The 21,604-nt window shown below is 49.6% G+C and carries 16 protein-coding genes; 7 read left to right on the top strand and 9 right to left on the bottom strand.

The genetic code is table 11. From position 1 onward, the window contains the following. Nucleotides 1-12: 12 nt before the first annotated feature. From AAHB90_RS01720 to AAHB90_RS01695, 6 genes are all read left to right on the top strand, one after another. Nucleotides 13-1,047 carry an App1 family protein gene (locus tag AAHB90_RS01720; RefSeq protein ID WP_342083176.1) on the top strand — a complete coding sequence of 345 codons (1,035 nt, stop codon included), beginning with the start codon at nucleotides 13-15 and terminating at the stop codon, nucleotides 1,045-1,047. Nucleotides 1,048-1,125: 78 nt separating this feature from the next. Continuing rightward, on the top strand, nucleotides 1,126-1,812 hold the full coding sequence (locus tag AAHB90_RS01715) for a response regulator transcription factor (RefSeq protein WP_342083175.1): 687 nt from the start codon (nucleotides 1,126-1,128) through the stop codon (nucleotides 1,810-1,812). Nucleotides 1,813-1,818: 6 nt separating this feature from the next. After that, complete coding sequence (locus AAHB90_RS01710; protein ID WP_342083174.1) at nucleotides 1,819-3,186, top strand: sensor histidine kinase; 1,368 nt, start codon at nucleotides 1,819-1,821, stop codon at nucleotides 3,184-3,186. A gap of 90 nt (nucleotides 3,187-3,276) precedes the next feature. After that, entirely contained in the window at nucleotides 3,277-4,524 is a 1,248-nt protein-coding gene (locus AAHB90_RS01705; RefSeq protein ID WP_342083173.1) for a TolC family protein, read from the top strand. 54 nt (nucleotides 4,525-4,578) lie between these two features. Further along, nucleotides 4,579-5,667: an efflux RND transporter periplasmic adaptor subunit gene (locus AAHB90_RS01700; protein ID WP_342083172.1), complete on the top strand. Its 1,089-nt coding sequence runs from the start codon at nucleotides 4,579-4,581 to the stop codon at nucleotides 5,665-5,667. 141 nt (nucleotides 5,668-5,808) lie between these two features. Then, nucleotides 5,809-8,916: an efflux RND transporter permease subunit gene (locus AAHB90_RS01695; RefSeq protein WP_342083171.1), complete on the top strand. Its 3,108-nt coding sequence runs from the start codon at nucleotides 5,809-5,811 to the stop codon at nucleotides 8,914-8,916. Nucleotides 8,917-9,038: 122 nt separating this feature from the next. Here AAHB90_RS01695 and AAHB90_RS01690 read toward each other — a convergent pair whose 3' ends face one another. The 6 genes from AAHB90_RS01690 to AAHB90_RS01665 form a co-directional block, all read right to left on the bottom strand. Further along, complete coding sequence (locus tag AAHB90_RS01690) at nucleotides 9,039-9,902, bottom strand: hypothetical protein (protein WP_342083170.1); 864 nt, start codon at nucleotides 9,900-9,902, stop codon at nucleotides 9,039-9,041. 84 nt (nucleotides 9,903-9,986) lie between these two features. Beyond that, nucleotides 9,987-11,417 (bottom strand): hybrid sensor histidine kinase/response regulator, encoded by a 1,431-nt coding sequence (locus tag AAHB90_RS01685; protein WP_342083169.1) that lies wholly within the window; start codon nucleotides 11,415-11,417, stop codon nucleotides 9,987-9,989. 19 nt (nucleotides 11,418-11,436) lie between these two features. Next, nucleotides 11,437-12,897, bottom strand: a complete 1,461-nt coding sequence (locus tag AAHB90_RS01680; RefSeq protein WP_342083168.1) for a sigma-54-dependent transcriptional regulator — start codon at nucleotides 12,895-12,897, stop codon at nucleotides 11,437-11,439. A 29-nt stretch (nucleotides 12,898-12,926) separates the two neighbouring features. Continuing rightward, nucleotides 12,927-14,369 (bottom strand): RNA polymerase factor sigma-54, encoded by a 1,443-nt coding sequence (gene rpoN, locus AAHB90_RS01675; protein ID WP_342083167.1) that lies wholly within the window; start codon nucleotides 14,367-14,369, stop codon nucleotides 12,927-12,929. A 446-nt stretch (nucleotides 14,370-14,815) separates the two neighbouring features. After that, on the bottom strand, nucleotides 14,816-15,127 hold the full coding sequence (locus tag AAHB90_RS01670) for a hypothetical protein (RefSeq protein WP_342083166.1): 312 nt from the start codon (nucleotides 15,125-15,127) through the stop codon (nucleotides 14,816-14,818). A gap of 11 nt (nucleotides 15,128-15,138) precedes the next feature. Continuing rightward, nucleotides 15,139-15,411: a YtxH domain-containing protein gene (locus AAHB90_RS01665; RefSeq protein WP_342083165.1), complete on the bottom strand. Its 273-nt coding sequence runs from the start codon at nucleotides 15,409-15,411 to the stop codon at nucleotides 15,139-15,141. A gap of 207 nt (nucleotides 15,412-15,618) precedes the next feature. Between AAHB90_RS01665 and AAHB90_RS01660 the strand changes: the two genes are divergently transcribed. After that, complete coding sequence (locus tag AAHB90_RS01660; protein WP_342083164.1) at nucleotides 15,619-15,996, top strand: response regulator; 378 nt, start codon at nucleotides 15,619-15,621, stop codon at nucleotides 15,994-15,996. A gap of 125 nt (nucleotides 15,997-16,121) precedes the next feature. On the opposite strand, the gene AAHB90_RS01655 is transcribed toward AAHB90_RS01660, so the two are convergent. The 3 genes from AAHB90_RS01655 to pgmB form a co-directional block, all read right to left on the bottom strand. After that, nucleotides 16,122-18,398, bottom strand: a complete 2,277-nt coding sequence (locus tag AAHB90_RS01655; protein WP_342083163.1) for a tetratricopeptide repeat protein — start codon at nucleotides 18,396-18,398, stop codon at nucleotides 16,122-16,124. Nucleotides 18,399-18,538: 140 nt separating this feature from the next. Continuing rightward, nucleotides 18,539-20,854, bottom strand: coding sequence for a glycoside hydrolase family 65 protein (locus AAHB90_RS01650; RefSeq protein WP_342083162.1), 2,316 nt, complete (start codon nucleotides 20,852-20,854; stop codon nucleotides 18,539-18,541). Further along, nucleotides 20,851-21,501, bottom strand: a complete 651-nt coding sequence (pgmB, locus tag AAHB90_RS01645) for a beta-phosphoglucomutase (RefSeq protein ID WP_342083161.1) — start codon at nucleotides 21,499-21,501, stop codon at nucleotides 20,851-20,853. Before pgmB ends, AAHB90_RS01650 begins: the two co-directional genes overlap by 4 nt. Between the last annotated feature and the right edge of the window lie 103 nt (nucleotides 21,502-21,604).

Genomic DNA, 21,604 nt, shown 5'->3' with positions numbered 1-21,604 from the left:
TAAAGATAGTATATGAAACGTTGTGACTTAAAACTGTACCGTGGCTACGCCAACAAAAGGGAATTGGTCGTATTTGGTCACGTGGTAAAAAAATACCCCTCGGGCGACCGGAAATATACCAGACGCGGCTTTCGGTATGCAAAAACGATTATCGAGCTGTTCTCTATTAAAACTATTCCGTTTTTAAAGATTACGCTGCATCTCGGCGAAAAGACGTTCGAGACGACTGCTGAGGCGGATGGCTATTTCCGTTTTCAGGTGCCGCTGACAGAAATGCCCAGCGGCTGGCATACCTACCGTGTTACGCTAGACGACGAAATCAACGGTAAAAAGTACCATGCAGAGGCTTCGGAAGAGTTTTTCCTGCCATATAAAAGCTCCTATGGCATCATTTCCGACATCGACGATACTTTCCTGATCTCGCACAGTCGCCGGTCGTTCAGGAAGTTATTTGTTTTACTTTCCAAAAACGTGCAGTCACGGAAGCCATTTGATGATGTGGTGAAGCATTACCAGCTGCTTTCCTTCGCCAGCCGGGTCCACCCACACAAGGACAACAATATCTTCTTCTATGTATCGAGCAGCGAATGGAACCTGTATGATATGATCGTCCGGTTTGCGGAGTTGAATGGCCTGCCAAAAGCGGTCCTGAAACTAAAAAAAATCAAATCGGGGCTGGACGATTTCGTCATGACGGGCAGCGGCTCACATGAACATAAGTTGCGAAAAATCCACAATATCATCAACTTTTACCCCGAATTGCAGTTTATATTACTCGGTGACGATTCGCAGAAAGATCCTGAGATTTACGAAGAAATTTGTCGGACATTTCCCCAAAGCATTCGCGCCGTTTACGTGCGTCAGACGCGCAGGCGAAGTAAGCCCCATACTGCCGCATTGCTGAAAGTCATCCAGGAATTGGGGATAGACACCTGCTATTTCGCGCATAGCAACAAGGCGATTCTCCATTCGCTCGAAACAGGCATTGTTTTCCAGACGCCCGCCGAACCCGAAGTAAAGGAAATTGTGTCGAAAGCGGTTTCCTGATCAGCCTTACCGTTCCCGGGAGTTTTGGCATTCTGTCGCGGTTTCGTAACTTGACCCTTCCCATTATTTGGAATAACCATGAAAAAAATCCTGATCGTTGAGGATGACCGCAGGATCGCCCAGAACATTTTCCGGGGATTAGTCGCCGAAAATTTCGAGGCGGAGATTGCCTATGACGGCATTACGGGCAAGCAAATGGCCCTCGACAAGAAATTTGACCTGGTACTGCTCGATGTGAACCTGCCGGGGATGAAAGGCTACGATGTTTGCCAGCAGGTCAGGATTTACAAGCCGTCGCTGCCCATTATTATGCTCACGGCCTTTGGCGAGATTGAAGACAAAGTGGAGGGGCTTAGCAGCGGGGCCGACGATTATATTGTGAAGCCGTTCGATTTCCGTGAGTTGCTGGCCCGTGTCAACGCCGCGTTTCGGGTTTCCGAACTGATGAACCCCGAAACTTCGGACAAAATCCTGCGTATTGCCGACCTTGAAATGAATCTTGGCACCAAGCAGGTGAAGCGCGCAGGCAATGTGATCGACCTGACAGCCAAGGAGTTTGCGCTGCTGGAATACTTCCTGTTGCACCGCGGCCGGGTGGTTTCGAAAATGGATCTTGCGGAGCATGTATGGCACCTCAATTTCGACCCGGGAACCAACGTGGTAGAGGTATATATCAACTACTTACGCAAAAAAGTAGACAAAGACTTCTCTACCAAGCTTATCCATACCCGGCCAGGAATGGGGTACATTATGAAAGAAGAATAGGCTATCATGAAAATCAAAGACCGTATCGCCCTTCAATTCACGCTGCTGGTTGCGGGGGTGTTGCTGGTATTTTCCATTGCCATTTACAGCGTTTCGGAGCATTACCGCCAGGAGGAGTTTTTCGACCGCCTGCGTGGCCGCGCACGCACGACATGCCGGCTGCTGGTGAAAGTGAAAGGTATCGATAAAGATCTGCTCAAAGCGATCGATCAGAACACGCTTTCGGAAATGCTCGACGAAAAAGTGCTGATTTTTGATTCGAAAAACGAGCTGATCTATTCCAGCGTGGACGACAAGTTGCTTACTTACCACACTTCGCTGCTCAATGAAGTTCGTGAAAGGCAATATATGGAGTTTCACCAGGGTGAAAACGAAGTAATCGGGCTGCTATACCAGGAGGGGGACGACCCGCTTGTGGTGCTGGCCTCCGCCTATGACACATTCGGGCACAGCAAATTGCAGAATTTGAGAAGTACTCTCGGCTGGGGATTACTGGCGGGAATCGCCCTGACCGTCGGACTGGGGATTTACTTTGCGGGAAATGCATTGAAACCCATTAGCCGGATTAATGCGCAGGTATCGCTCATTACAGCTCAGAATTTATCCCAAAAGCTCGACGAAGGCAACCGGAAGGACGAGATTGCGCAGCTCGCAATTAACTTTAACACCGTACTTTACAGACTCAACAAGGCATTTGAACAACAAAAAAGCTTCGTATCCCACGCTTCCCATGAACTCCGGACACCCTTGGCGGCCCTGAAATCCGAAATCCAGCTCGGACAGCGTTTCAACAAGAATAACCCGGAAATTGAAGAGGTTTTTGCAAATCTGTTCTCGGATACTGAACGGCTCATCAGCATTACCAATAACCTGCTTTTCCTCGCCCGCTCCTACGAGAATATGGGCAATATGAAAATGACGCATATCCATATCGAAGATCTCGCGTTTTTGGCAAAAGAAGAATTGCTTTCTTCCCATCCGAATTATAATGTCGTGATCGACTATGAGACGATCCCCGAGAACGAGAACGAAACGGTGATCGAAGGCAATGAGGAATTATTAAAAAGGGTTTTCACCAACCTGCTCGATAATGCGTGTAAATATTCGTCCGATCACAGCGCGCAGATATTGATTTCTTCCGACGACAAATCCTGCATCGTTAAATTCCGCGACCGCGGCATAGGCATCAGTTCGGACGATCTCCCGCACATTTTCAACCCATTTTTCAGATCGGCCAATGCCACCGAGCTTCCCGGCTTCGGGATCGGCCTGTCCATTTGCCAGCGGATTGTTGAGCTGCACCACGGGACTATTTCAGTTACCAGCGAGGTCGGAAAGGGCAGCGAATTTCGGGTGCAGCTGAACCATATCTGACGCCGGAAGGCATTCTAATTTTTTTCTAAGGTTATTTTAAGGCTGGTGTAATACCGGTGTCGGAATATCGCATATTCTAACACGGAACTTATGCGAACCTACTTCACCGGGCTATTTGTATTACTCGTCACCGCCTTGCAAGCGCAGGACACACTACGGCTCTCCATCCGGCAGGCCGACAGCCTGTTTTTACAAAACAATCTTGAAATCCTGGCCGAAAAGTACCAGATCGACATCGCCAAGTCGGTGGAGATCCAGGACAAGCTCTGGAACAACCCGACATTCGGCGTTGAAATCAGTGCCTATAACCCTTCCCGCGGGGCGCTGGATGTGGGCAGGAATGGCCAGAAAGCTTTCACGATCCAGCAACTCATCACCCGTGCGGGCAAACGCAACAAGCAGGTTGCTTTGGATGTGGAATCGACGCATAAAACTGAATTCCAGTTTTACGACCTGATCCGCACGTTGAAATTCGAGCTGCGCCAGATTTTCTTCGAGTCGTATTACCTCGAACAGACCATTGCGCTCTACGACAACCAGATATCGACGCTTACAACGACCGTCAACGCATTCGACAAGGAGTATAACCGCAAAAACATCTCCCTGAAAGAGGTTGTTCGCCTGAAAGCCCTCCTCTTCGAATTGACCAACGAGCGCGCCAATATCCTTTTTGAATTGCAGGAAAACCAGCGCGATCTCCGAACCCTGCTTAGCACCGAACGGCCCGTCAAATCCATCGTCGACAGCACTGAAATTCAACGCTATCACCTCGACCGCTACAACCTGGTCACATTAAAAGAGAAGGCATTACAAAGTCGCGCCGATTTGAAAGTAGCGCAATCGGAAACGAAACAGGCGGAATTGAATTACACCTTACAGAAAGCGCTGGCTAAACCAGATGTCCAGATAGGTGCGGTGTATGACCAGGCCAGCAACTACCAGAACAACTACTTTGGATTGAACGCATCCATTGCATTGCCGTTTTTCAATCGGAACCAGGGTAATATCCGCGCTGCCAAAAGCGGTATCAGCTATTATAAAACGGCCGAAAATGCCAAACAGAATGCAGTAAGCAATGAGGTAGATGCGGCCGTGCATAAAGTAGGCATTGCAGATAAGGCCTTCCAAAGCGTCGAAGGGCAGTTTACCGACCAGTTCCAGCTGTTGAGTAACGGCATTTACGACAATTTCCAAAAGCGGAACATCTCCCTACTCGAATTCATCGACTTCATCGAAACCTACAACGAGAGCATCAAGGAATATAACCGCCTCCAAGCCGACCGCATCAAAGTATACGAGGAATTGAACTACGTCGTCGGCGAAGAGCTATTCAACTAACCCATTCAAACTGAACACAACTTATTCACGGCATTGCCATTAATGCATTCTCCAATGAAAAATTCACTGTATGTTGTCGTCCTGGCCGCTATTGGCGTATGGTTGACGTCCTGCGAACAAAAAAAGGCTGAAAACGACGAATCGAAGGCCTTTATGCTTTCGGACACCATGATGAGCCGCATTAAGATCGATACTGTGCGCACCGAGGCCGTTCGCAACGAACTCACGCTCGTGGGTAAGGTCGTCCCGGACGAGAACCAGGTCATTAAAGTATACCCGCTGGTGGGTGGTAACGTAGAAGAGGTAGACGTGGAACTGGGCGACAACGTCCGCAAGGGCCAGAAGCTGGCAACGATCCGTTCGGGCGAAGTGGCCGATTTTGAGCGTCAGATGATCCAGGCGCAATCCGATCTGCTCATTGCACAGAAAAACCTTTCTTCGACAGAAGACCTTTTCGAAAGCAAGCTTGTGCCTGAACGCGATGTGATTTCGGCCCGTCAGATCGTCGATAAAGCGCAAGCGGAACTGCACCGTGTGAAAGAGGTCTTCTCTATTTATGGTTTGGGCAAATCCACCAACTATACCGTAAAGTCGCCGATTAATGGCTTTATCATCGACAAGAATGTAAACCGCGGCATGCAGCTCCGCTCGGATAATTCGGAAAGCCTGTTCACAGTGGGCCAGATCGCCGACGTATGGGTGATGGCCAATGTGAATGAGAGCGATATTCCGCGTGTGAAGCTGGGTATGCCCGCAGAAGTGCGCACGATCAGCTTTTCCGACGAGGTTTTTAAGGGTAAGGTCGATAAAATATACAACGTCCTCGACCCTGACACCAAGGCTATGAAAATCCGCATTCAGTTGCAGAATGTCGGCTTCAAACTCAAACCCGAAATGCATGCTACTGTCACCCTCAACTTTGAAGAAGGCGACAAAATGCAGGCTATCCCGTCGCAAGCCGTCATTTTCGACCGCAGCAAAAATTGGGTGATGGTTTACCACAGCCGCACCAAAATCGAAACACGCCCCGTAGAAGTGTACCGCTCCCTGGCCAATACCACCTACGTCAGCGGAGGCCTCAAACCCGGCGAGACCATCATTTCGAAGAATCAACTGCTGGTTTATGACGCGCTGAATGACTGATTCCAATTTTGAATGACCGAATGATTGAATGACTGAATGTTGCTTACACCTGAGTACTCATTCAGCCACTCCCGAAATCGCTCATTCAACAAGGAATTATTCGGTCATTCAATCATTCAGTCATTCAATCATTAAATTCCAATGAACAAATTCATCCGAGGCATCGTGGGCTTTTCGCTCAAGAACCGGTTCTTCATATTCTTCATGACAGGCCTGCTGATCATTTCGGGCATTGTCAGTTACCAGAACACGCCGCTCGAAGCGTTTCCGGACGTGACCAATACCCAGATTATCATCGTAACCCAATGGAACGGGCGCAGCGCGGAGGAGATCGAGCGTTTTGTCACGGTGCCTATCGAGGTCGCTATGAACTCCGTGCAACAGAAAACCAATGTCCGGAGCACCACCATGTTCGGTCTGAGCATTGTGAAAATCATTTTCGATGATAATGTGGAAGACTTTTTTGCCAGGCAACAGGTCAATAACCAGCTTCGCACGGTCTCTCTTCCCGATGGCGTTGAGCCCGACGTGCAACCACCCTACGGCCCTACCGGCGAAGTTTTCCGTTTCACCCTCCAAAGTAAGGACCGCGACAGCCGTGAGCTCCTCACCTTACACAAATGGGTGATCGACCGGCAGCTCCGGAGCGTTCCGGGCGTCGCGGACGTCGTCGCATTCGGTGGTCGCGATAAAATTTATGAAGTGCAGGTAAACCCTACCAAGCTGGTAAAATACAATATTACGCCCCTGGAAGTGTATCAGGCCGTAACCAAAAGCAATATCAACGTCGGCGGCGATGTGATCGAAAAGAACGGGCAGGCATATGTGGTACGGGGTATCGGGTTACTGAACTCCATCCCCGACATTCAGAACATCATTGTCGAGTATGTGAAAGACAACCCGGTACTCGTAAAGGACGTCGCGGACGTACGCGAATCGGATATGCCACGTGTGGGACAAGTTGGGCTCGACGGGAACGACGACGTCGTGGAAGGCATTGTTGTGCAGCGCAAAGGCGAAAACCCGAGCGAGGTATTGGCCAGGGTGAAGGATAAAATTGAAGAATTAAATACCAAAATCCTCCCGCCGGATGTCAAAATGGTCACGTTTTACGACCGTGATAACCTGATCGACTTCTGCGCGCACACCGTAAAGCACAACCTTGTGGAAGGGATCGTGCTCGTGACGGTGATCGTGTTCCTTTTCATGGCCGATTGGCGGACAACTGTCATCGTGTCGATCATCATTCCCCTGGCGCTGCTGTTTGCATTTATGTGTTTGAAATTGAAGGGCATGTCGGCCAACCTGCTATCGATGGGGGCGATTGACTTCGGGATCATCATCGATGGGGCCGTGGTGATGGTGGAAGGCATATTCGTAGCGCTCGACCATCTCGCGCACCGTAACGGCATGGAGAGATTCAACAAGCTTTCGAAACTCGGCCTGATCAAACGTACCGGCGGTGAGCTCGGCAAAGCCATTTTCTTTTCCAAACTGATCATTATCACGGCATTGATCCCCATTTTCAGTTTCCAGAAAGTGGAGGGTAAAATGTTCACGCCGCTGGCTTACACACTGGGTTTTGCATTGCTCGGCGCATTGCTGTACACGCTTACGCTGGTGCCGGTGTTATGTTCTATCCTGTTGAAAAAGAATGTGCGTGAAAAGAGCAATCCGGTGGTACGCTTCTTCGATAATACCGTGACGAGGGGCTTTGAATGGTGTTATGCGCGTAAAAAACTGAGCGTCATACTAGCTACGGCATTCCTCGGGATCACGCTCTTTTCGGCCAAATTCCTGGGCACCGAATTCCTGCCTACGCTCAATGAAGGGGCGTTATGGGTGGAAGCCAAAATGCCGATGAGCAGCTCGCTGGCCGAAACCGTGAAGATGGTGACCACACTCCGCGCGAAACTCAACGAATTTCCTGAAGTAAATGGCGTGTTGTCCCAAACAGGCCGTTCCAACGACGGTACAGACCCATCGGGCTTCTATTATGTACAAATGCAGGTGAACCTGAAACCCAAGGATGAATGGAAGCGAAAGATAAGCCAGGATGACCTGATCGAGGAGATGGACGCGAAGCTCAAACAGTTCCAGGGAATCAATTACAACTATTCGCAGCCCATTATCGATAATGTGGCGGAGGCTGTGGCCGGGATGAATGCGAGTAATGCAGTAAAAATTTACGGCGACGACCTCGAAACATTGAACAACAAGGCCAACCAGGTACTGGAAGCAATCAAAGATGTGCCGGGGATCAAGGACGTGGGTATTTTGCGTAACATCGGCCAGCCGGAGATCAGCGTGATCCTGCACGACCATAAAATGGCCCAATACGGCGTAAGCATAGCCGATGCACAAGCGGTAATCGAAATGGCGATAGGCGGCAAAACGGCATCCATCCTGTACGAAGGTGAGCGCAAGTTCGATATCAGGCTGCGTTACGAACAACAATACCGCCGCACGGTCGATGACATTCAGCAGTTGATGGTACCCACCCTCACAGGCGGCAAGATCCCTTTGAAAGAAATTTCAACGATTCGCACCGTCACCGGGCCGGCATTCGTGTACCGCGACAATAACAAACGCTTTATTGGGGTGAAATTTTCCGTCCGCGAGCGCGACCTTGGCAGTACCATTGCCGAAGCACAGTCGAAAGTGAAGCCTTTGCTCTCCTCGTTGCCAAAAGGTTATTCGGTAAGCTGGTCGGGAGAATTCGAAAACCAGGTTCGGGCTACCGCGCGTTTGGGCCAGGTAGTTCCCATCAGTCTGATCGGTATATTCATATTGCTTTTCATCATGTTCAGCAATGCGAAGGATGCGGGACTGGTCCTGATCAACGTTCCGTTCGCGTTGATCGGTGGTATCCTCGCCCTCCACGTCACGCACATGAACTTTGGGATCTCTGCCGGGGTGGGTTTCATAGCCCTTTTCGGTCTCTGCGTCCAGAACGGGGTGATCTTGATTTCAGTCTTTAACAAAAACCTGGCTGCGAGGATGACGCTGGACGAGGCGATACGGCAGGGAGTGAAGTCGCGCATCAGGCCGGTGATCATGACGGCATTAATGGCGGCTATCGGGTTGCTACCCGCTGCGGTTTCAACCGGCATTGGTTCTGAAACACAAAAACCACTCGCTATTGTAGTAATAGGCGGCCTTATCACCGCCACGGTGCTTACGCTGCTGATATTCCCGATCATTTACGGGTTCTTCAACCGGAAGATCAAGGTTTCACAATATGCCTGAGAGCAATAGATTGCAGTAAAAGGGTAAAATCACTCTTTGTTGTCAGGAGCGCAGTCGAAGGCCATTGCGGTATGGCGACGGCCTTCGACTGCGCTCAGGCTGACAGCTCAATCATATGCCGCCTATATTTTACCGCTATTGTGATTCAGATTTGAGAAATCGTAATGAATATGAAAAACGTATCGGAGCGAAATGCCAAAATTCCACCCCGAACCATCGCCTTCGATGCGGGCGTGTTCTGTTTCCACCCCATTTACTTTGTATACCAAATCGGTTGTGAGCGAGTTGCCCATTCCCCATTGCTTCCGGGCAAAAAGCGACATATCGATTGATTTGGCGACTTTGATTACATATTCCGCCGATGCCTCTACCAGGCCTGTCATAGATTTGGCAATGCGGGTGTCGCTCGACATAAACAACGTATCGACGCCCAATCGGCGTCTTTTTTCCCGGTAACCCGAGAACTCCATATAATCTTTTAACCTGCCTGAATTGGGCACCAGCCCGGCACCGGCGCTAATCCAGAATGCTGATTTGCGGACCGAAGGTTTACCAAAAAGCAATCGTGTTTTTCCGCGGAGAATCAGACTGTTCTTGTCGTTTTCCATTTGATATTTCAGTGGATTGTCGCCGTAAATCATCAGCACATTGTGAATGGCCGAGCGATCGTAGGCCAGCTCCACATTCCATTGCTCCCTGAAAACCCATCCCGCAGTAACACCCCAGGCCGATACAGTAGGCGATTCGGTACCGATCAGTTCATCGAAATCGTTATCAATCGTATTTTTATCATTCCGGACAAAACCGCTCACGCCCAGATACCAACGATCGCGCACCTTCACATCACCAAACTTTTTGAGCAGCGATTCGGTGTTGTATGGCTTTTCGCCAATGGGCCTGGTGTAAATTTTCCGGTAGTAATCCGCGTCCTGCGCCAGGGCGTGAAGGGAAATGGTAAGGAAGAGGATTGTAAAAATGGGTTTCATACAAGTGCGCTGTTTTTTCTGTCCTTACGCACATCCAAACCCGATCGTTGCATGAAAAAAGCCGACTGATAAGGCCGGCGGCGATTATTTCGCAGTCTGAAAGTTGATGGTGAAAGTTGTCCCCACCCCCAGTTCCGATTGTACTTCTATGCGCCCGTGATGGGCATGGATAATGCTCATGGTTGTGGATAAACCAATGCCCATTCCATTGTTTTTGCCCGTGAAATACGGCTCGAAAATCTTGTCCATATGCTCCTCGCTGATTCCCGACCCATTGTCGATAAACATGACCTGAATGTGGTCGTTATTGTTTCGGGTCGTGATCCGGAGAATACCCTTATCCTCTTCCATCGCTTCAATGGCATTGGTAATGAGGTTCAGAAAAGCCATTTGCAGTGAAACACGATCGAGCGGCAATGCGAGCTCCTCATCGGCAAACTCGTTTACAATCTGGATCCTTTTGAGCTGCACCCGGTCCAGCGCAGCGCTGATCGCCTGGTTGAGCACCGCATGTACGGAGTTTTCCACCAGCTCAATATCTTCCGAAGTCGATGGTTGCAGCAACTGCGTAATAAGGTCGTTGATACGCGTGCAATTGCGTTTGATGATCTGTGTGTAAAACTTCTGGTCTTCGTCCGCGAGCTCCATTTCCAGCTGCTCGGCGGAGAGGTTCACATTTGTGAGCGGATTACGCACCTCGTGTGCAAGCATACGCACGAGACGGCCGGTCACTGCCATTTTTTCGGAAAACGACCGCTCTTTCTCCGACTGCTTGCGGGCGGTCATATCATGCAGCCGGCCCTGGATATACGGATGGTTGTCATCCACTTCCACCGAGGCCGAAAGCAGACAGTATTTTTTATCAGTGTCTTTTGCCAGTAAGCGCACTTCATGATCGTGAATCGGCTGATCGGCAATGTCTTTCCAGCGCACCGCGAACAATGGATCTTCTACCAGGTCGGTAATCTTTTTTTCCTTCAACTGGTCGCGCGAATACCCTGTCATGACAATCGCTGCATCATTGAAGTCGATGATATTTCCTTCGAGGTCACTGATAAACAGGAAATCGTTCGATTCTTCGAAAACACGGCGGTAGCGTCGTTCACTGTGGCGTAATGCTTTCAAAACGGACGTCCGCTCCAATGCATACCGGATGCTTCGTTCCAGTTTTTCGGCATCCAGCTCGCTTTTAATGAGGTAGTCCGCAGCGCCGAGGCGTAGCGCCTCGACGGCAATCTTGGTGTCGCCCTTCCCAGTCAGCAGGATAATGGGTTCCTCGCATTCGAAAGTGCAGGCAAGTTCAATCAGGTCTATCCCGGTATTTCCTCCGAGCAGGTAGTCAAACAGGTACAGATCGAATTTATTGTTTCTGATCTCCGCCTCGGCATCCCTGAAAGTGGCGCACCAGGTGATATCGAACTTCCAGTTAACCAGATCCTGAAAATATTCACGGGTCAGGAAATAATCGTCCTCATCATCATCCACCAACAATACCCTGATCAGTTTATTATTCATTTCACAATGCTGGTCACTGTCAGATATCAAATTGTTTCATCTTGTTATAAAGCGTCTTCCGGTCGATGTTGAGCAAACGTGCCGCCTTACTTTTATTAAAATTGACATCCCGCAGCACTTGCATGATCATGTCATATTCCGCTTCGTTGGCAACTGTTTTCAGGCTCGGCTTGGTTTCATCCCCATCGGCATTGTCCGATAGCAGCGATCCTCCCGAATTTGCGGCCGGAGCCGGCTCTTCGTCCAGGTCTTTCAGACGTTTATAATTCACGATCTCGAACGGCAATGCTTTTTCTTCGATCAGTTCACCGTCCGAAAGCAGTGTCGCACGTTTGATCACGTTTTTAAGCTCGCGAAGGTTGCCCGGCCATGAGTAGTTCACGAAATCGTTTTTGACTTCCTCCGAGAATCCTTTTACGTTCTTACCCAGTTCCACATTGGTGGTTTCCAGGAATGAGTTGGCAAAGAGCATCAGGTCGTCTTTGCGGTTACGCAATGCAGGCACTTCGATCGTGAACTCGTTGAAACGGTAGTAAAGATCTTCCCTGAACTTGCCGTTGCGTGCCGAATCCAGCAGCCGCTCGTTACTTGCAACGATGATCCGCACATCCAGATCGATCTCTTTCGATCCGCCGATGCGGCGCATCTTGCGTTCCTGCACGACGCGCAACAGCGCTACCTGGATTTCGTAGGATAGGTTAGATACCTCGTCCAGGAACAGCGTACCGCCATTTGCCAGCTCGAAATGGCCTATTTTGGTTTGCAATGCACCGGTAAAAGAGCCTTTTTCATGCCCGAACAGCTCGCTGCCCGCCAATTCCTTTGAAATGGCGCCACAGTCCATCGCCACGAACGGCATGTCCTTACGTTTCGACCGGTTATGAATTTCCTGCGCAATCGCCTCTTTCCCGGAACCGCTTTCACCGTAAATGATCACGCTGAAATTGGTAGGAGCCACGAGGTCGACCTGCCTGAAAAGATTGTCCGAAACTTCGCTATTGCCCATAACATAACCGGCTTTGGTACGTAAGCTGCTCTTGCGGGCGGGTTTTACAGGGTCAGGGCTGCCGTCGGACGACGCCGGGGCAACATATTGCTGCTCTTCGTTTTGAGATGCTTCGGCGTCGGCAATAGCCTTCTTTACGGTAACCAGAATCTCGTCGGGGAACAGCGGTTTGGTAATGTAGTCGTAAGCGCCGAGTTTCATCACGTTCACCGCCACTTTGATATCCGAATAACCGGTGATGATCAGAACGGGAACGTTGGGTCTTTTGGACTTAATCGCCGTCAACAATTCCGTCCCGGTAATATCTCCCAGCCTGAAATCGGTCATGACCAGGTCCGGAGAAATAGATTCTATCAAAGCAAGACCATCTTTACCGTTCTGGGCTGTTTCTACTATAAAATCATTTTTTGATAAAAAACGCTTCAAAAGGAAGCAAATATCCGCTTCATCATCAACAACAACTATTTTTTTCATGCCTGTTATAAGGGCTTAACTTGGTTTGCTTAAATAGTGACTCTCAACCTCGCGGTGGGTATGTTCAATTGCTCCCGGTATTTGGCTACCGTTCGTCTGGCAACGGAATAGCCTTTTTCGGCAAGCATATCTGTAATTTGTTGGTCATTGTAGGGGTGACGTTTGTCCTCGTCTACCACAATTTCGCGGATAGCTTCCTGTATCTCACGGTTTGAGACCTCCGTCCCGTCTTCATTCGTTACGCCTTCGGTAAAGAGGTCTTTGAGTAATACAATGCCGAACGGCGTCTGTACATATTTGTTGGTCGTCACACGCGACACGGTAGAAATATCCATATCGATGATTTCCGCCACATCTTTCAGGATCATCGGGCGCAGTTTCTTGATATCGCCTGTCTGGAAATAATCATATTGAAGCCTCACGATCGCTTTCAGCGTATTCAGCATGGTGTTTTCGCGCTGCTTAATGGCATCGATAAACCACTTCGCCGAGTTCATCTTATTTTTGAGAAACTGGTTGGTGGCTTTGTCCTGCTTCTGCTCCGCCATTTGGGTAAATACTTTATTCAGCTTCAGGGCCGGGCTGTTTCCCCAGGTTAGCTGCACCTCGATTTCGCCATCTTCGGTGTACCAGAGCATAAAATCGGGCTTGATGCTTTCGTTGACAATAGAGTCATTGCGCAGGCCCGACGCCGGTTTCGGATTGAGTGTGGTGATCAGCTGGATGGCTTTCTTCAAAGATTCTTCGTCCAGCCCGGTAATCCGCATAATCTTGTCGTAGTTGCGGGACCCAAGCTCATCGAAGGCATCGGTAACGATCTTATAGGCCCATTTCCAGGTGTCGTTATGGTTTTCCATGCGGTTCAGCTGGATGAACAGGCATTCCCGCAAATCGCTGGCCGCAATTCCGGGCGGATCGAGCTGTTGGATGATTTTCAGCATTGTGTTCACTTCCTCGGTATCGATAAACATGCTGTTAGCAAATGAAATATCGTCCGCAATCACATCGCTTTCCCTTCTGAGGAACCCGTCTTCGTCGAGCGAGTCGAGAATGAAGTCGGCGATCAGTTGCTGACGTTCATCCAGTTGCAGAAAGTGTACCTGCTGCTTGAGATCATCCCTGAACGAGATCGTCTCCACCATCGGCCGGGTGTATAATTCGTTGTCTGCCGACTGGTTGTTGGCGTACGTTTTATAGTCCGGAATATCGTCGTCCCGGAACTCGTCCCAGTCGTAATAATCTTGTACGGAGTTGTCTTCCCCACCCGTTGAATTGTCTGCATCATCGAATTCTTCGGGCGCTTCCTCCGACGTACTCTCCTCCTTCCCTTCTTCCAGTATAGGGTTTTCTTCGAGTTCTTCCTTAATCCTTTGTTCAAGCTCCATTGTAGTCAGGTGCAGTAAATTCAGCATCTGAATTTGCAAGGGAGAGTATTTTAAAGTCTGTCTCTGCGTCTGCGTCTGTCTTTGCATATAGCAACTAAGGGTAAAATTTACATTCTCTTGGTGCTTTAAATTTACGACTCTTTATCCAATGTTGGCTTAACAGAGAGGTGCGTTACCGAAGATTGCGTAGTTATTTCCACATACTGAGTATTATAATTCAGAATGTAGCGCTAATCCCCATCTAAAAACGCATCCGCGGCTTCCCTGGTTGGCTTTCGCGTGGCTGCATAACCCACAACTTCCAGCAGAAGTATCCGGGCGTTGCCCAACTGCCCTCTCCTGCATCTTACTGAGAATCAAAAGATATCGTATTTTCAAATCGCTTACTGTCTCCTTTTCCCGGAAGTCCGATGCTGCGCAAGCTTCATCGGACATATCGAAACAATACTATACGAAATGCAAAACCCTTGCCTACCCCCTAAACGTCGAAACCCTCCGGCAAGGGAGGGTTCCGTATTTTCAGACGCATTAAATCAGACCGGCTGCACCGGTTTGTCGTCGGTCGCGTTCTTGACCCAGTACAAACCTTTCAGCAGCAACTCACGGCCTTCTTCAACGCCATGTTTCATTATAACCTTCTCAATCAGCAGCGGCGCGATCAGGTTGAATGGTGCGGGAAGCCGCCGCAATACCGTTCGCCCCAGCAATGCACCTAACCCGATCTCCATTCCACGCCCCGCGATACCCGTCGGGCCGGCAGCCATCAGGTCTTTGAAATAATCCACCGTTTCGGAGACCGTCTCCTTTATTTTCTGAGACTTCCCCGTTTCACCGTTTGGTTCCATAGCTGTTTTCCTCAGAGGTTGCCTACCTGTTCACGGGCGGAGTCTACATACTCTCCGGCTTCACCGGCGTAAGCCTCCCCTTCTTTTTTGAGCTTCCCCGCCGCATCGACCGCTTTCTCTTTACTTTTCTCCAGCGCAGCGATCAAATCGCCGGCCAGGCTATTCGTTTTCTTTTTCAGTTTCCTGAAAGTCTTCTTGCTATCCTCGGGCGCAAGTAACAGGCCGATTACCGCTCCTGCCACTGCCGCTGTTACCAGTCCTAACACGATTTTGTTTGTCGACATAACACATTCGATTTTAATGTGGATCATTTTGTTCATTCAAAGCAAGGAAAATCTTGTACCAACGGATACCCTGCTTTACCCCGCATATGGCAGGATTATTGCCTAAGATACCCTCAAAGGTTAGCTTATAATCCGTATGCGCCACAAATGGCGCAGGAATATACCTCCACTACCAATGGCTGAAATTTTTACTTCTCACACAATGCTATGAAAATTGTTATTATCGAAGATGAAAGGGATTTGGGAGTGTTGATGCGCAATTTTCTAATAAGGCAACTGAATATTAAAACACCGGAGGGTTCGGTCCGGGTGGTCGCTTCGTTAACCGAAGGCTTGGACTGTGTCAGGGATATGATTCCGGATTGGATATTCATAGACAACAACTTACCCGACGGTAAGGGCGTAGAAGCTATCCGGCAAATACGCGATGCTCACCCTGGCAAGCGTGCAAAAGTGGTGATGATGAGCGCCATGACCAACCTGAAAGAGGAAGCTTTCAGAAATGGCGCCGACTTTTTTCTCGATAAACCTATAAGCTTCGTAGAAGTCAAGAATATCTTCACAAAACACGGCAGTGATGTCTGAGCTGAGTGTGACTGACACCACATCGAAATAGTAGAAAAAGTTACATTAATTGGGGATTACCCTCGATTGGTCGTGGAAAATATTGCTCAAAGTGGCCACTTCATCTGTTAAATGGCAGTTAACCTTTAAAACAGAACAGGACACTTAGTGCCCGACCTTGCCCTGCTTCCGGGCATTTTTACTCTCTGGCTGTGGTAGCGGACCCGCTTTTTCTTTTCCGGATTGGCTTTCTTTTTTTCGTAGGGAACCAGTTTCAAATCGTATTCGGGAATAAAATAGTCTTCCTTGTATTCGGCCACTGGCAAAGGCATGTAGTGACGGCCGGGAAAAGTCAGTACATCATATTCGTAGTCATAGAGATAAATCGTTACGAAACCGTCACGGCTGTACTTGATCCCGATGTCCGAGAACGGGCTGTTTTCGTCCGAAGACGCTACGAGCCGCATCATCTCCTTTTGTTTACCCTTCATCAACACCGCCATATTGTACTGGAAAACACGGTGGAGCGAGTCGATCTGAATCGCGATGCCGAGGTAGTACTTTGCATCTTTCAGCCGCTCTTGCCCTGCGTACATTACCGCGGTATTGTTGAGCGCACTTTTGTCCTGGTAGCTCTGATAACTCAGCTTCGCATCGTCAAAACGCTCCATATACCGGTACACATTTCCCTGGTTCACATTATAAAACTTCCGGCTGGGCGCCGCTGCCATGGCAAGTTTGAAGTCTTCAAAAGCCCCATCGTACCGTGCATTAGCCTCGTTCACCTGGTGCTTCTGGGCATGCCGGTTACCAATGTAAGCCTGCACGATCCCGTGGTTATTGTGCAGGAAAGGCAGTTCCGGCTTCTCGCGGACAAGGCTGTCGAATACCGCCATAGACTTGTCGAGCTGGTCGTTTTCCAGCAGCGCAATCCCCCACCCGTTCTGCGCATTGACGTTCGCCGGGTTTAGTGAAACTGCCTTTTTGAAGACCTGGTAGCCCTTTTTGTACATATCGAAATGCAGCAGCAGGTTCCCGTAATTACTCCACATGAGGTCGTAACCCTGCTCATATTGCAGTGCTTTTGCCAGATATTGCCCGGCCTCCGAGTACCGTTTCTGATCGATCATGATACCGCTCAACCCTGCCAGTGCTTCGTACCGTATCGGGTCGAGCTTGATCGCTTTTTGAAAATCCTCCTGTGCCTCAGCCGTCTTTTTCAGATAATATTCCGAAAAGGCCTTGGTGACAAAAAGATCGGCGAAGAACTTGTTATCCTCGTTCAATGCCTTCTCCCCTTTTTTGAAATCTTTCAGTGCGAGGTCGTATTTCTTTTGCCCGTAGTTAGCGACGGCCCTTCCAAGGTATGCGGGCAAATACGTCGAATCCTTCTTGATGACCCTGTCAAAAAGAGTGAATGCTGTCTGGTACTCGTGCTTACTGAGATGGGTATTCGCAATCCCTGATTGCAACGCGGGCGTCTCCCGTTTTAAGGTCGATGCCAGTTTGTAGTACCGTTGCGCCTCGCTGATCTGGTGCAGCCCGTAGCACGAGTGCGCCATCCCGAGATAAGCATCGCCGCGAAAGGTCCGGTCGTCGGTTTCGAGATACTTTTCAAAAACGGCCCTGGCCATCCCGAACTGGTTCAGCGAAAGCAGCGCGTTTGCGTAGCGTATCTGCGCCTTCGCGTGCGTACGCGCCACCTTCTCGAAATCCTTCACGGCCCGTTTTTCATTGCCGGTGCGCATGAAAATGTCCCCGCGTTGCAAGCGGTAGGCCATTTCATCCTTCTGGCGGATCGCCGTGGTCAGTTCGTCCACCGCTTCCTCCATCCGGCCGCTGTATTTATGGACCATACCCAGGTTAAAATTCCATTTACCATCGGTATTCTTCGCTGAATTATCGCTCGCGAAGCTGGTCGCTTCCTGGTATTTTTTCTGCTTGCCCAGGGCGACCAGGGTATTCAACGTCGCCTGTGTACCGTTCGGCGAATCGGAAAAGTCGTTGCGCGCAGCATCGAATTTTCCCGACAACAACGCAAAAAGCCCACGGTTGTAATGCATTTGCGGGTCGCCCTGGCCCAGGTCCAGGGCTTCCATGATATGTAATGCCTTTTGATAGTTACCGGAAAGTGCGAGGATGACTGCCTCGTTGTTCATCCGTTGAACTGAATCGGAAGATTGAAAAGCCTGCTTATGGTAAGCGGCATAGGCGGCCTGCAGATTGCGGACACCCCGCTGATATTCCTCGCCACGCAGTAACGAAGGATTATTTTCTTCGAATGATTTATTAAAAAGGGGTAGAAGTTCTTTTACAATTCGTTGGCACTCACTAAAATCCTGGGCTGAGAGCTGTCGAGGTGCTAACACCATCAACATCAGCGACATACCTGTCATCACAAGTAAGTGAATTTTCTGTACCATAGGGGTGCGTAATGGCTCAAAAGCCACTAACCTACAAGTAATCAGGGAAAATTACAATTATTGCTAAGACCGTTTGATAAATTACACGTAAAATATAATTTTTTAAATAAATAACTTTATTTTAAGTAACCCCTCAGTACTTAAATACGCACTGATGCCAAAGCGTCGATGAATACCTTTTTATCATTAACCAGTACAGTGAGAGCACTTTCTGACACATTTTCAATGGAAATGGCTTGTTTGGAAACAGTCACTTTCAGCAGAACGCCCCTGAAACCGATCCGGAACGAATATCCTTCCCATTGCTCCGGAATGTAAGGTTTGAAAGATAGCATGCCGTCCTTTACGCGCTGTCCTGCGAAGCCCTTTACCACACTCATCCACGTCCCCGCCATAGAAGTAATATGCAGACCATCCTCGGTGTCGTTATTGTAATCATCCAAGTCCAGCCGGGCTGTTCGCAGATACATTTCATACGCTTTTTCACGCATGCCCAGCCCCGCAGCAAGGATCGAATGGACGCAAGGCGAAAGCGACGACTCGTGGACCGTCATCGGCTCATAAAACTCGAAATTCCGCCGGATAGTCGCCGCGTCGAATTCGTGTTCGAAGAAATATAGGCCCTGCAATACATCTGCTTGCTTGATGAAACACGAACGCAATATCCTGTCCCACGACCAGCGCTGGTTGATGGGCCGCTGCCCGGCGATGTCGCCAACGGTAAGCAGCTCCTTGTCCAGGAAACCCTGCTGCTGAAGATACACCTGCCGGCTGTCATCGAACGGATAATGCATGTTATCTACAATATGCTTCCAATCAGCAAGTTCGGCATTGAGTTGCAGGTTAGTCCTGAAAATGACGTCGTTCAATTTCCGCGAATCTTCCTTCCAGAGCTTATCAATCACTTCCAGGGTGTAGCGCAGCGTCCAGCAGGCGATGTAGTTGGTATACCAGTTGTTATTGACATTGTTTTCATATTCGTTCGGACCGGTGACGCCCAGCATTACGTACTGTCCCTTCTCTTCCGACCAGTTGATCCGCTGCTTCCAGAACCGTGAAATTCCAATCAGCATCTCGAGGCCCTCGCCGGTGACGTAACTTTCGTCGCCCGTATAGCGGGTATAATCGTAAATGGCGTAAGCAATGGCACCATTGCGATGGATCTCCTCGAATGTGATCTCCCATTCATTGTGGCATTCCTCGCCGTTCATGGTCACCATCGGATAAAGGGCGGCGCCGTCCGTGAAACCGAGTTTCGCCGCATTCTCAATGGCTTTTTGCAGATGCTTGTAGCGGTAAACGAGCAGGTTACGCGCCACTTTTTCATCCGCCGTCGACAGGTAGAACGGAATACAGTATGCCTCAGTGTCCCAATAAGTACTTCCGCCATATTTCTCCCCGGTAAACCCTTTGGGTCCTATGTTCAGGCGTTCGTCCTCGCCGGTGTAGGTTTGTCCCAAATGAAATATATTGAACCGGATACCCTGCTGTGCGGCAACGTCGCCGGCAATGGTAATATCGTTCTTCTCCCACTTCCCCGCCCACGCCTGCACCTGCTCCGCGTACATGCGGTCGAAGCCCTTTTCCGCAATACGGGCAATGTAAGCTTTGGCTTTGGAAATGAGCTCATCGTGCGCGTAGTTGGCCGACGACAGGTTTACGGCATATTTGTAAATCGCAATCTCCTGCCCTTCCCGCACCTCGGCCTGCACGGTACCGGATACATATTTTTCCCTTGAAGAAGTTTGCACGGCCGCCGTTACGGGCACTCCATTCACTTTTATATCAAACTTCATCCCCGTCGCGACGCGAAACTGTTCTACCTGATAAGGGTTACTTTTCGTTTCGAGCACCAGGTATCCTTCCTGTCCCTGCGCCTCGTGCGCGATGCCGTTCCAGAACGACTCGTCATAATTGGAGTCCCGGTTACGGATATGGCCGTCGAGGAATGGGGTAATGCTGAAATGGTCGGTAAAATTGAGCGGTACCATGCTGTAACTGATCGCAGCGGATTCATCGTCGGCCATGCTGCAAAAACGTTTGGAATGGATGCGTAGCTTCCTGCCGCCCGATAGCGTTACGGTTGCCGTACGTTCGAGCACCCCTTCCTTCATGTTGAGCACGCGGCGGAACTCTTCGATCTTGCAGGTATTAAGGTCGAGCAATTCCGTACCGACGCGGATTTCGATACCCGTCCAGTTACAGGCATTGAGTACTTTGGCGAAATAGTTGGGATAGCCGTTCTTCCACCATCCTACCCTTGTTTTATCGGGAAAATAAACGCCTGCTACATAGTTACCGAGCAATGTTTTTCCTGAGTATCCTTCCTCAAAATTGCCCCGCTGGCCCATCCGCCCATTGCCGAGGCTCATGAGGCTTTCAGTAATTTCGTTGTGTTCGGGGTGAAAACCTTCTTCTACGATGCACCATTCATCGTGAGTGATATAATTCTTCATATGTTTTCCAATTGAGGCAAACCAAAGTTTTCAAAACCGGGAATTACAATGTCGGCTTCCGTCAGTACCGACGCTTCCCCTATGCCAACCGCCAGCATTCCTGCTGCCTTTGCCGATTCGATACCGGCCACAGCGTCCTCGAATACCGCACAATGCGTCGGTGCCACATTCAAATCGGCCGCGCCCATCAGAAACACCTGGGGATCGGGCTTGCCTTTGGTAATGCGGTTTCCGTCGACGATCGTGTCGAAGTAGTCCAGCATATCGATCCTTTCGAGAATCACCTTCGCATTTTTGCTTGCCGATCCGAGACCGCTCGGGATGCCGTTTTGTTTCAGCTCGTTGAGAAAACGGCGCACGCCGGGCAATGCGTCGTCAGACGTCATTTGCATGCAAAGGTCAAGGTAACGGGCATTTTTGGCGGTAGCGCGGCGAAGCTTTTCATCGTCGGAGAGTTGAATTCCGCCGATCGACAATACGATTTCGAGCGATTCCATGCGGCTGATGCCTTTAAGGCGTTCGTTTTCTTCACGCGTAAGGTCGAAACCGAGATCCTGCGCCATTTCGCGCCAGGCGATGTAATGGAACTGAGCAGTGTCAACGATTACCCCGTCGAGATCAAAAAGGCAAGCTTGTATTGAGGGCATATCATTTCAAATTTAATATCTTGCAAAATAGTAAAAAATAGCAATTTGCTGCGCCAGGGCCAAAATACGAGCTCTCCGGCCACGCCGGACCACGTCGCAAGCT

The organism is Dyadobacter sp. OTU695 (genome assembly GCF_038440355.1).
GTDB lineage: Bacteria > Bacteroidota > Bacteroidia > Cytophagales > Spirosomataceae > Dyadobacter.
This window is presented reverse-complemented; position numbering and strand designations above follow the sequence as displayed.

Bases quoted from the DNA above. Each gene is read 5' to 3' on its own strand.
- AAHB90_RS01720 (WP_342083176.1), top strand. From the start codon at position 13: ATGAAACGTTGTGACTTAAAACTGTACCGTGGCTACGCCAACAAAAGG.
- AAHB90_RS01715 (WP_342083175.1), top strand. From the start codon at position 1,126: ATGAAAAAAATCCTGATCGTTGAGGATGACCGCAGGATCGCCCAGAAC.
- AAHB90_RS01710 (WP_342083174.1), top strand. From the start codon at position 1,819: ATGAAAATCAAAGACCGTATCGCCCTTCAATTCACGCTGCTGGTTGCG.
- AAHB90_RS01705 (WP_342083173.1), top strand. From the start codon at position 3,277: ATGCGAACCTACTTCACCGGGCTATTTGTATTACTCGTCACCGCCTTG.
- AAHB90_RS01700 (WP_342083172.1), top strand. From the start codon at position 4,579: ATGAAAAATTCACTGTATGTTGTCGTCCTGGCCGCTATTGGCGTATGG.
- AAHB90_RS01695 (WP_342083171.1), top strand. From the start codon at position 5,809: ATGAACAAATTCATCCGAGGCATCGTGGGCTTTTCGCTCAAGAACCGG.
- AAHB90_RS01690 (WP_342083170.1), bottom strand. From the start codon at position 9,902: ATGAAACCCATTTTTACAATCCTCTTCCTTACCATTTCCCTTCACGCC.
- AAHB90_RS01685 (WP_342083169.1), bottom strand. From the start codon at position 11,417: ATGAATAATAAACTGATCAGGGTATTGTTGGTGGATGATGATGAGGAC.
- AAHB90_RS01680 (WP_342083168.1), bottom strand. From the start codon at position 12,897: ATGAAAAAAATAGTTGTTGTTGATGATGAAGCGGATATTTGCTTCCTT.
- rpoN (WP_342083167.1), bottom strand. From the start codon at position 14,369: ATGCAAAGACAGACGCAGACGCAGAGACAGACTTTAAAATACTCTCCC.
- AAHB90_RS01670 (WP_342083166.1), bottom strand. From the start codon at position 15,127: ATGGAACCAAACGGTGAAACGGGGAAGTCTCAGAAAATAAAGGAGACG.
- AAHB90_RS01665 (WP_342083165.1), bottom strand. From the start codon at position 15,411: ATGTCGACAAACAAAATCGTGTTAGGACTGGTAACAGCGGCAGTGGCA.
- AAHB90_RS01660 (WP_342083164.1), top strand. From the start codon at position 15,619: ATGAAAATTGTTATTATCGAAGATGAAAGGGATTTGGGAGTGTTGATG.
- AAHB90_RS01655 (WP_342083163.1), bottom strand. From the start codon at position 18,398: ATGGTACAGAAAATTCACTTACTTGTGATGACAGGTATGTCGCTGATG.
- AAHB90_RS01650 (WP_342083162.1), bottom strand. From the start codon at position 20,854: ATGAAGAATTATATCACTCACGATGAATGGTGCATCGTAGAAGAAGGT.
- pgmB (WP_342083161.1), bottom strand. From the start codon at position 21,501: ATGCCCTCAATACAAGCTTGCCTTTTTGATCTCGACGGGGTAATCGTT.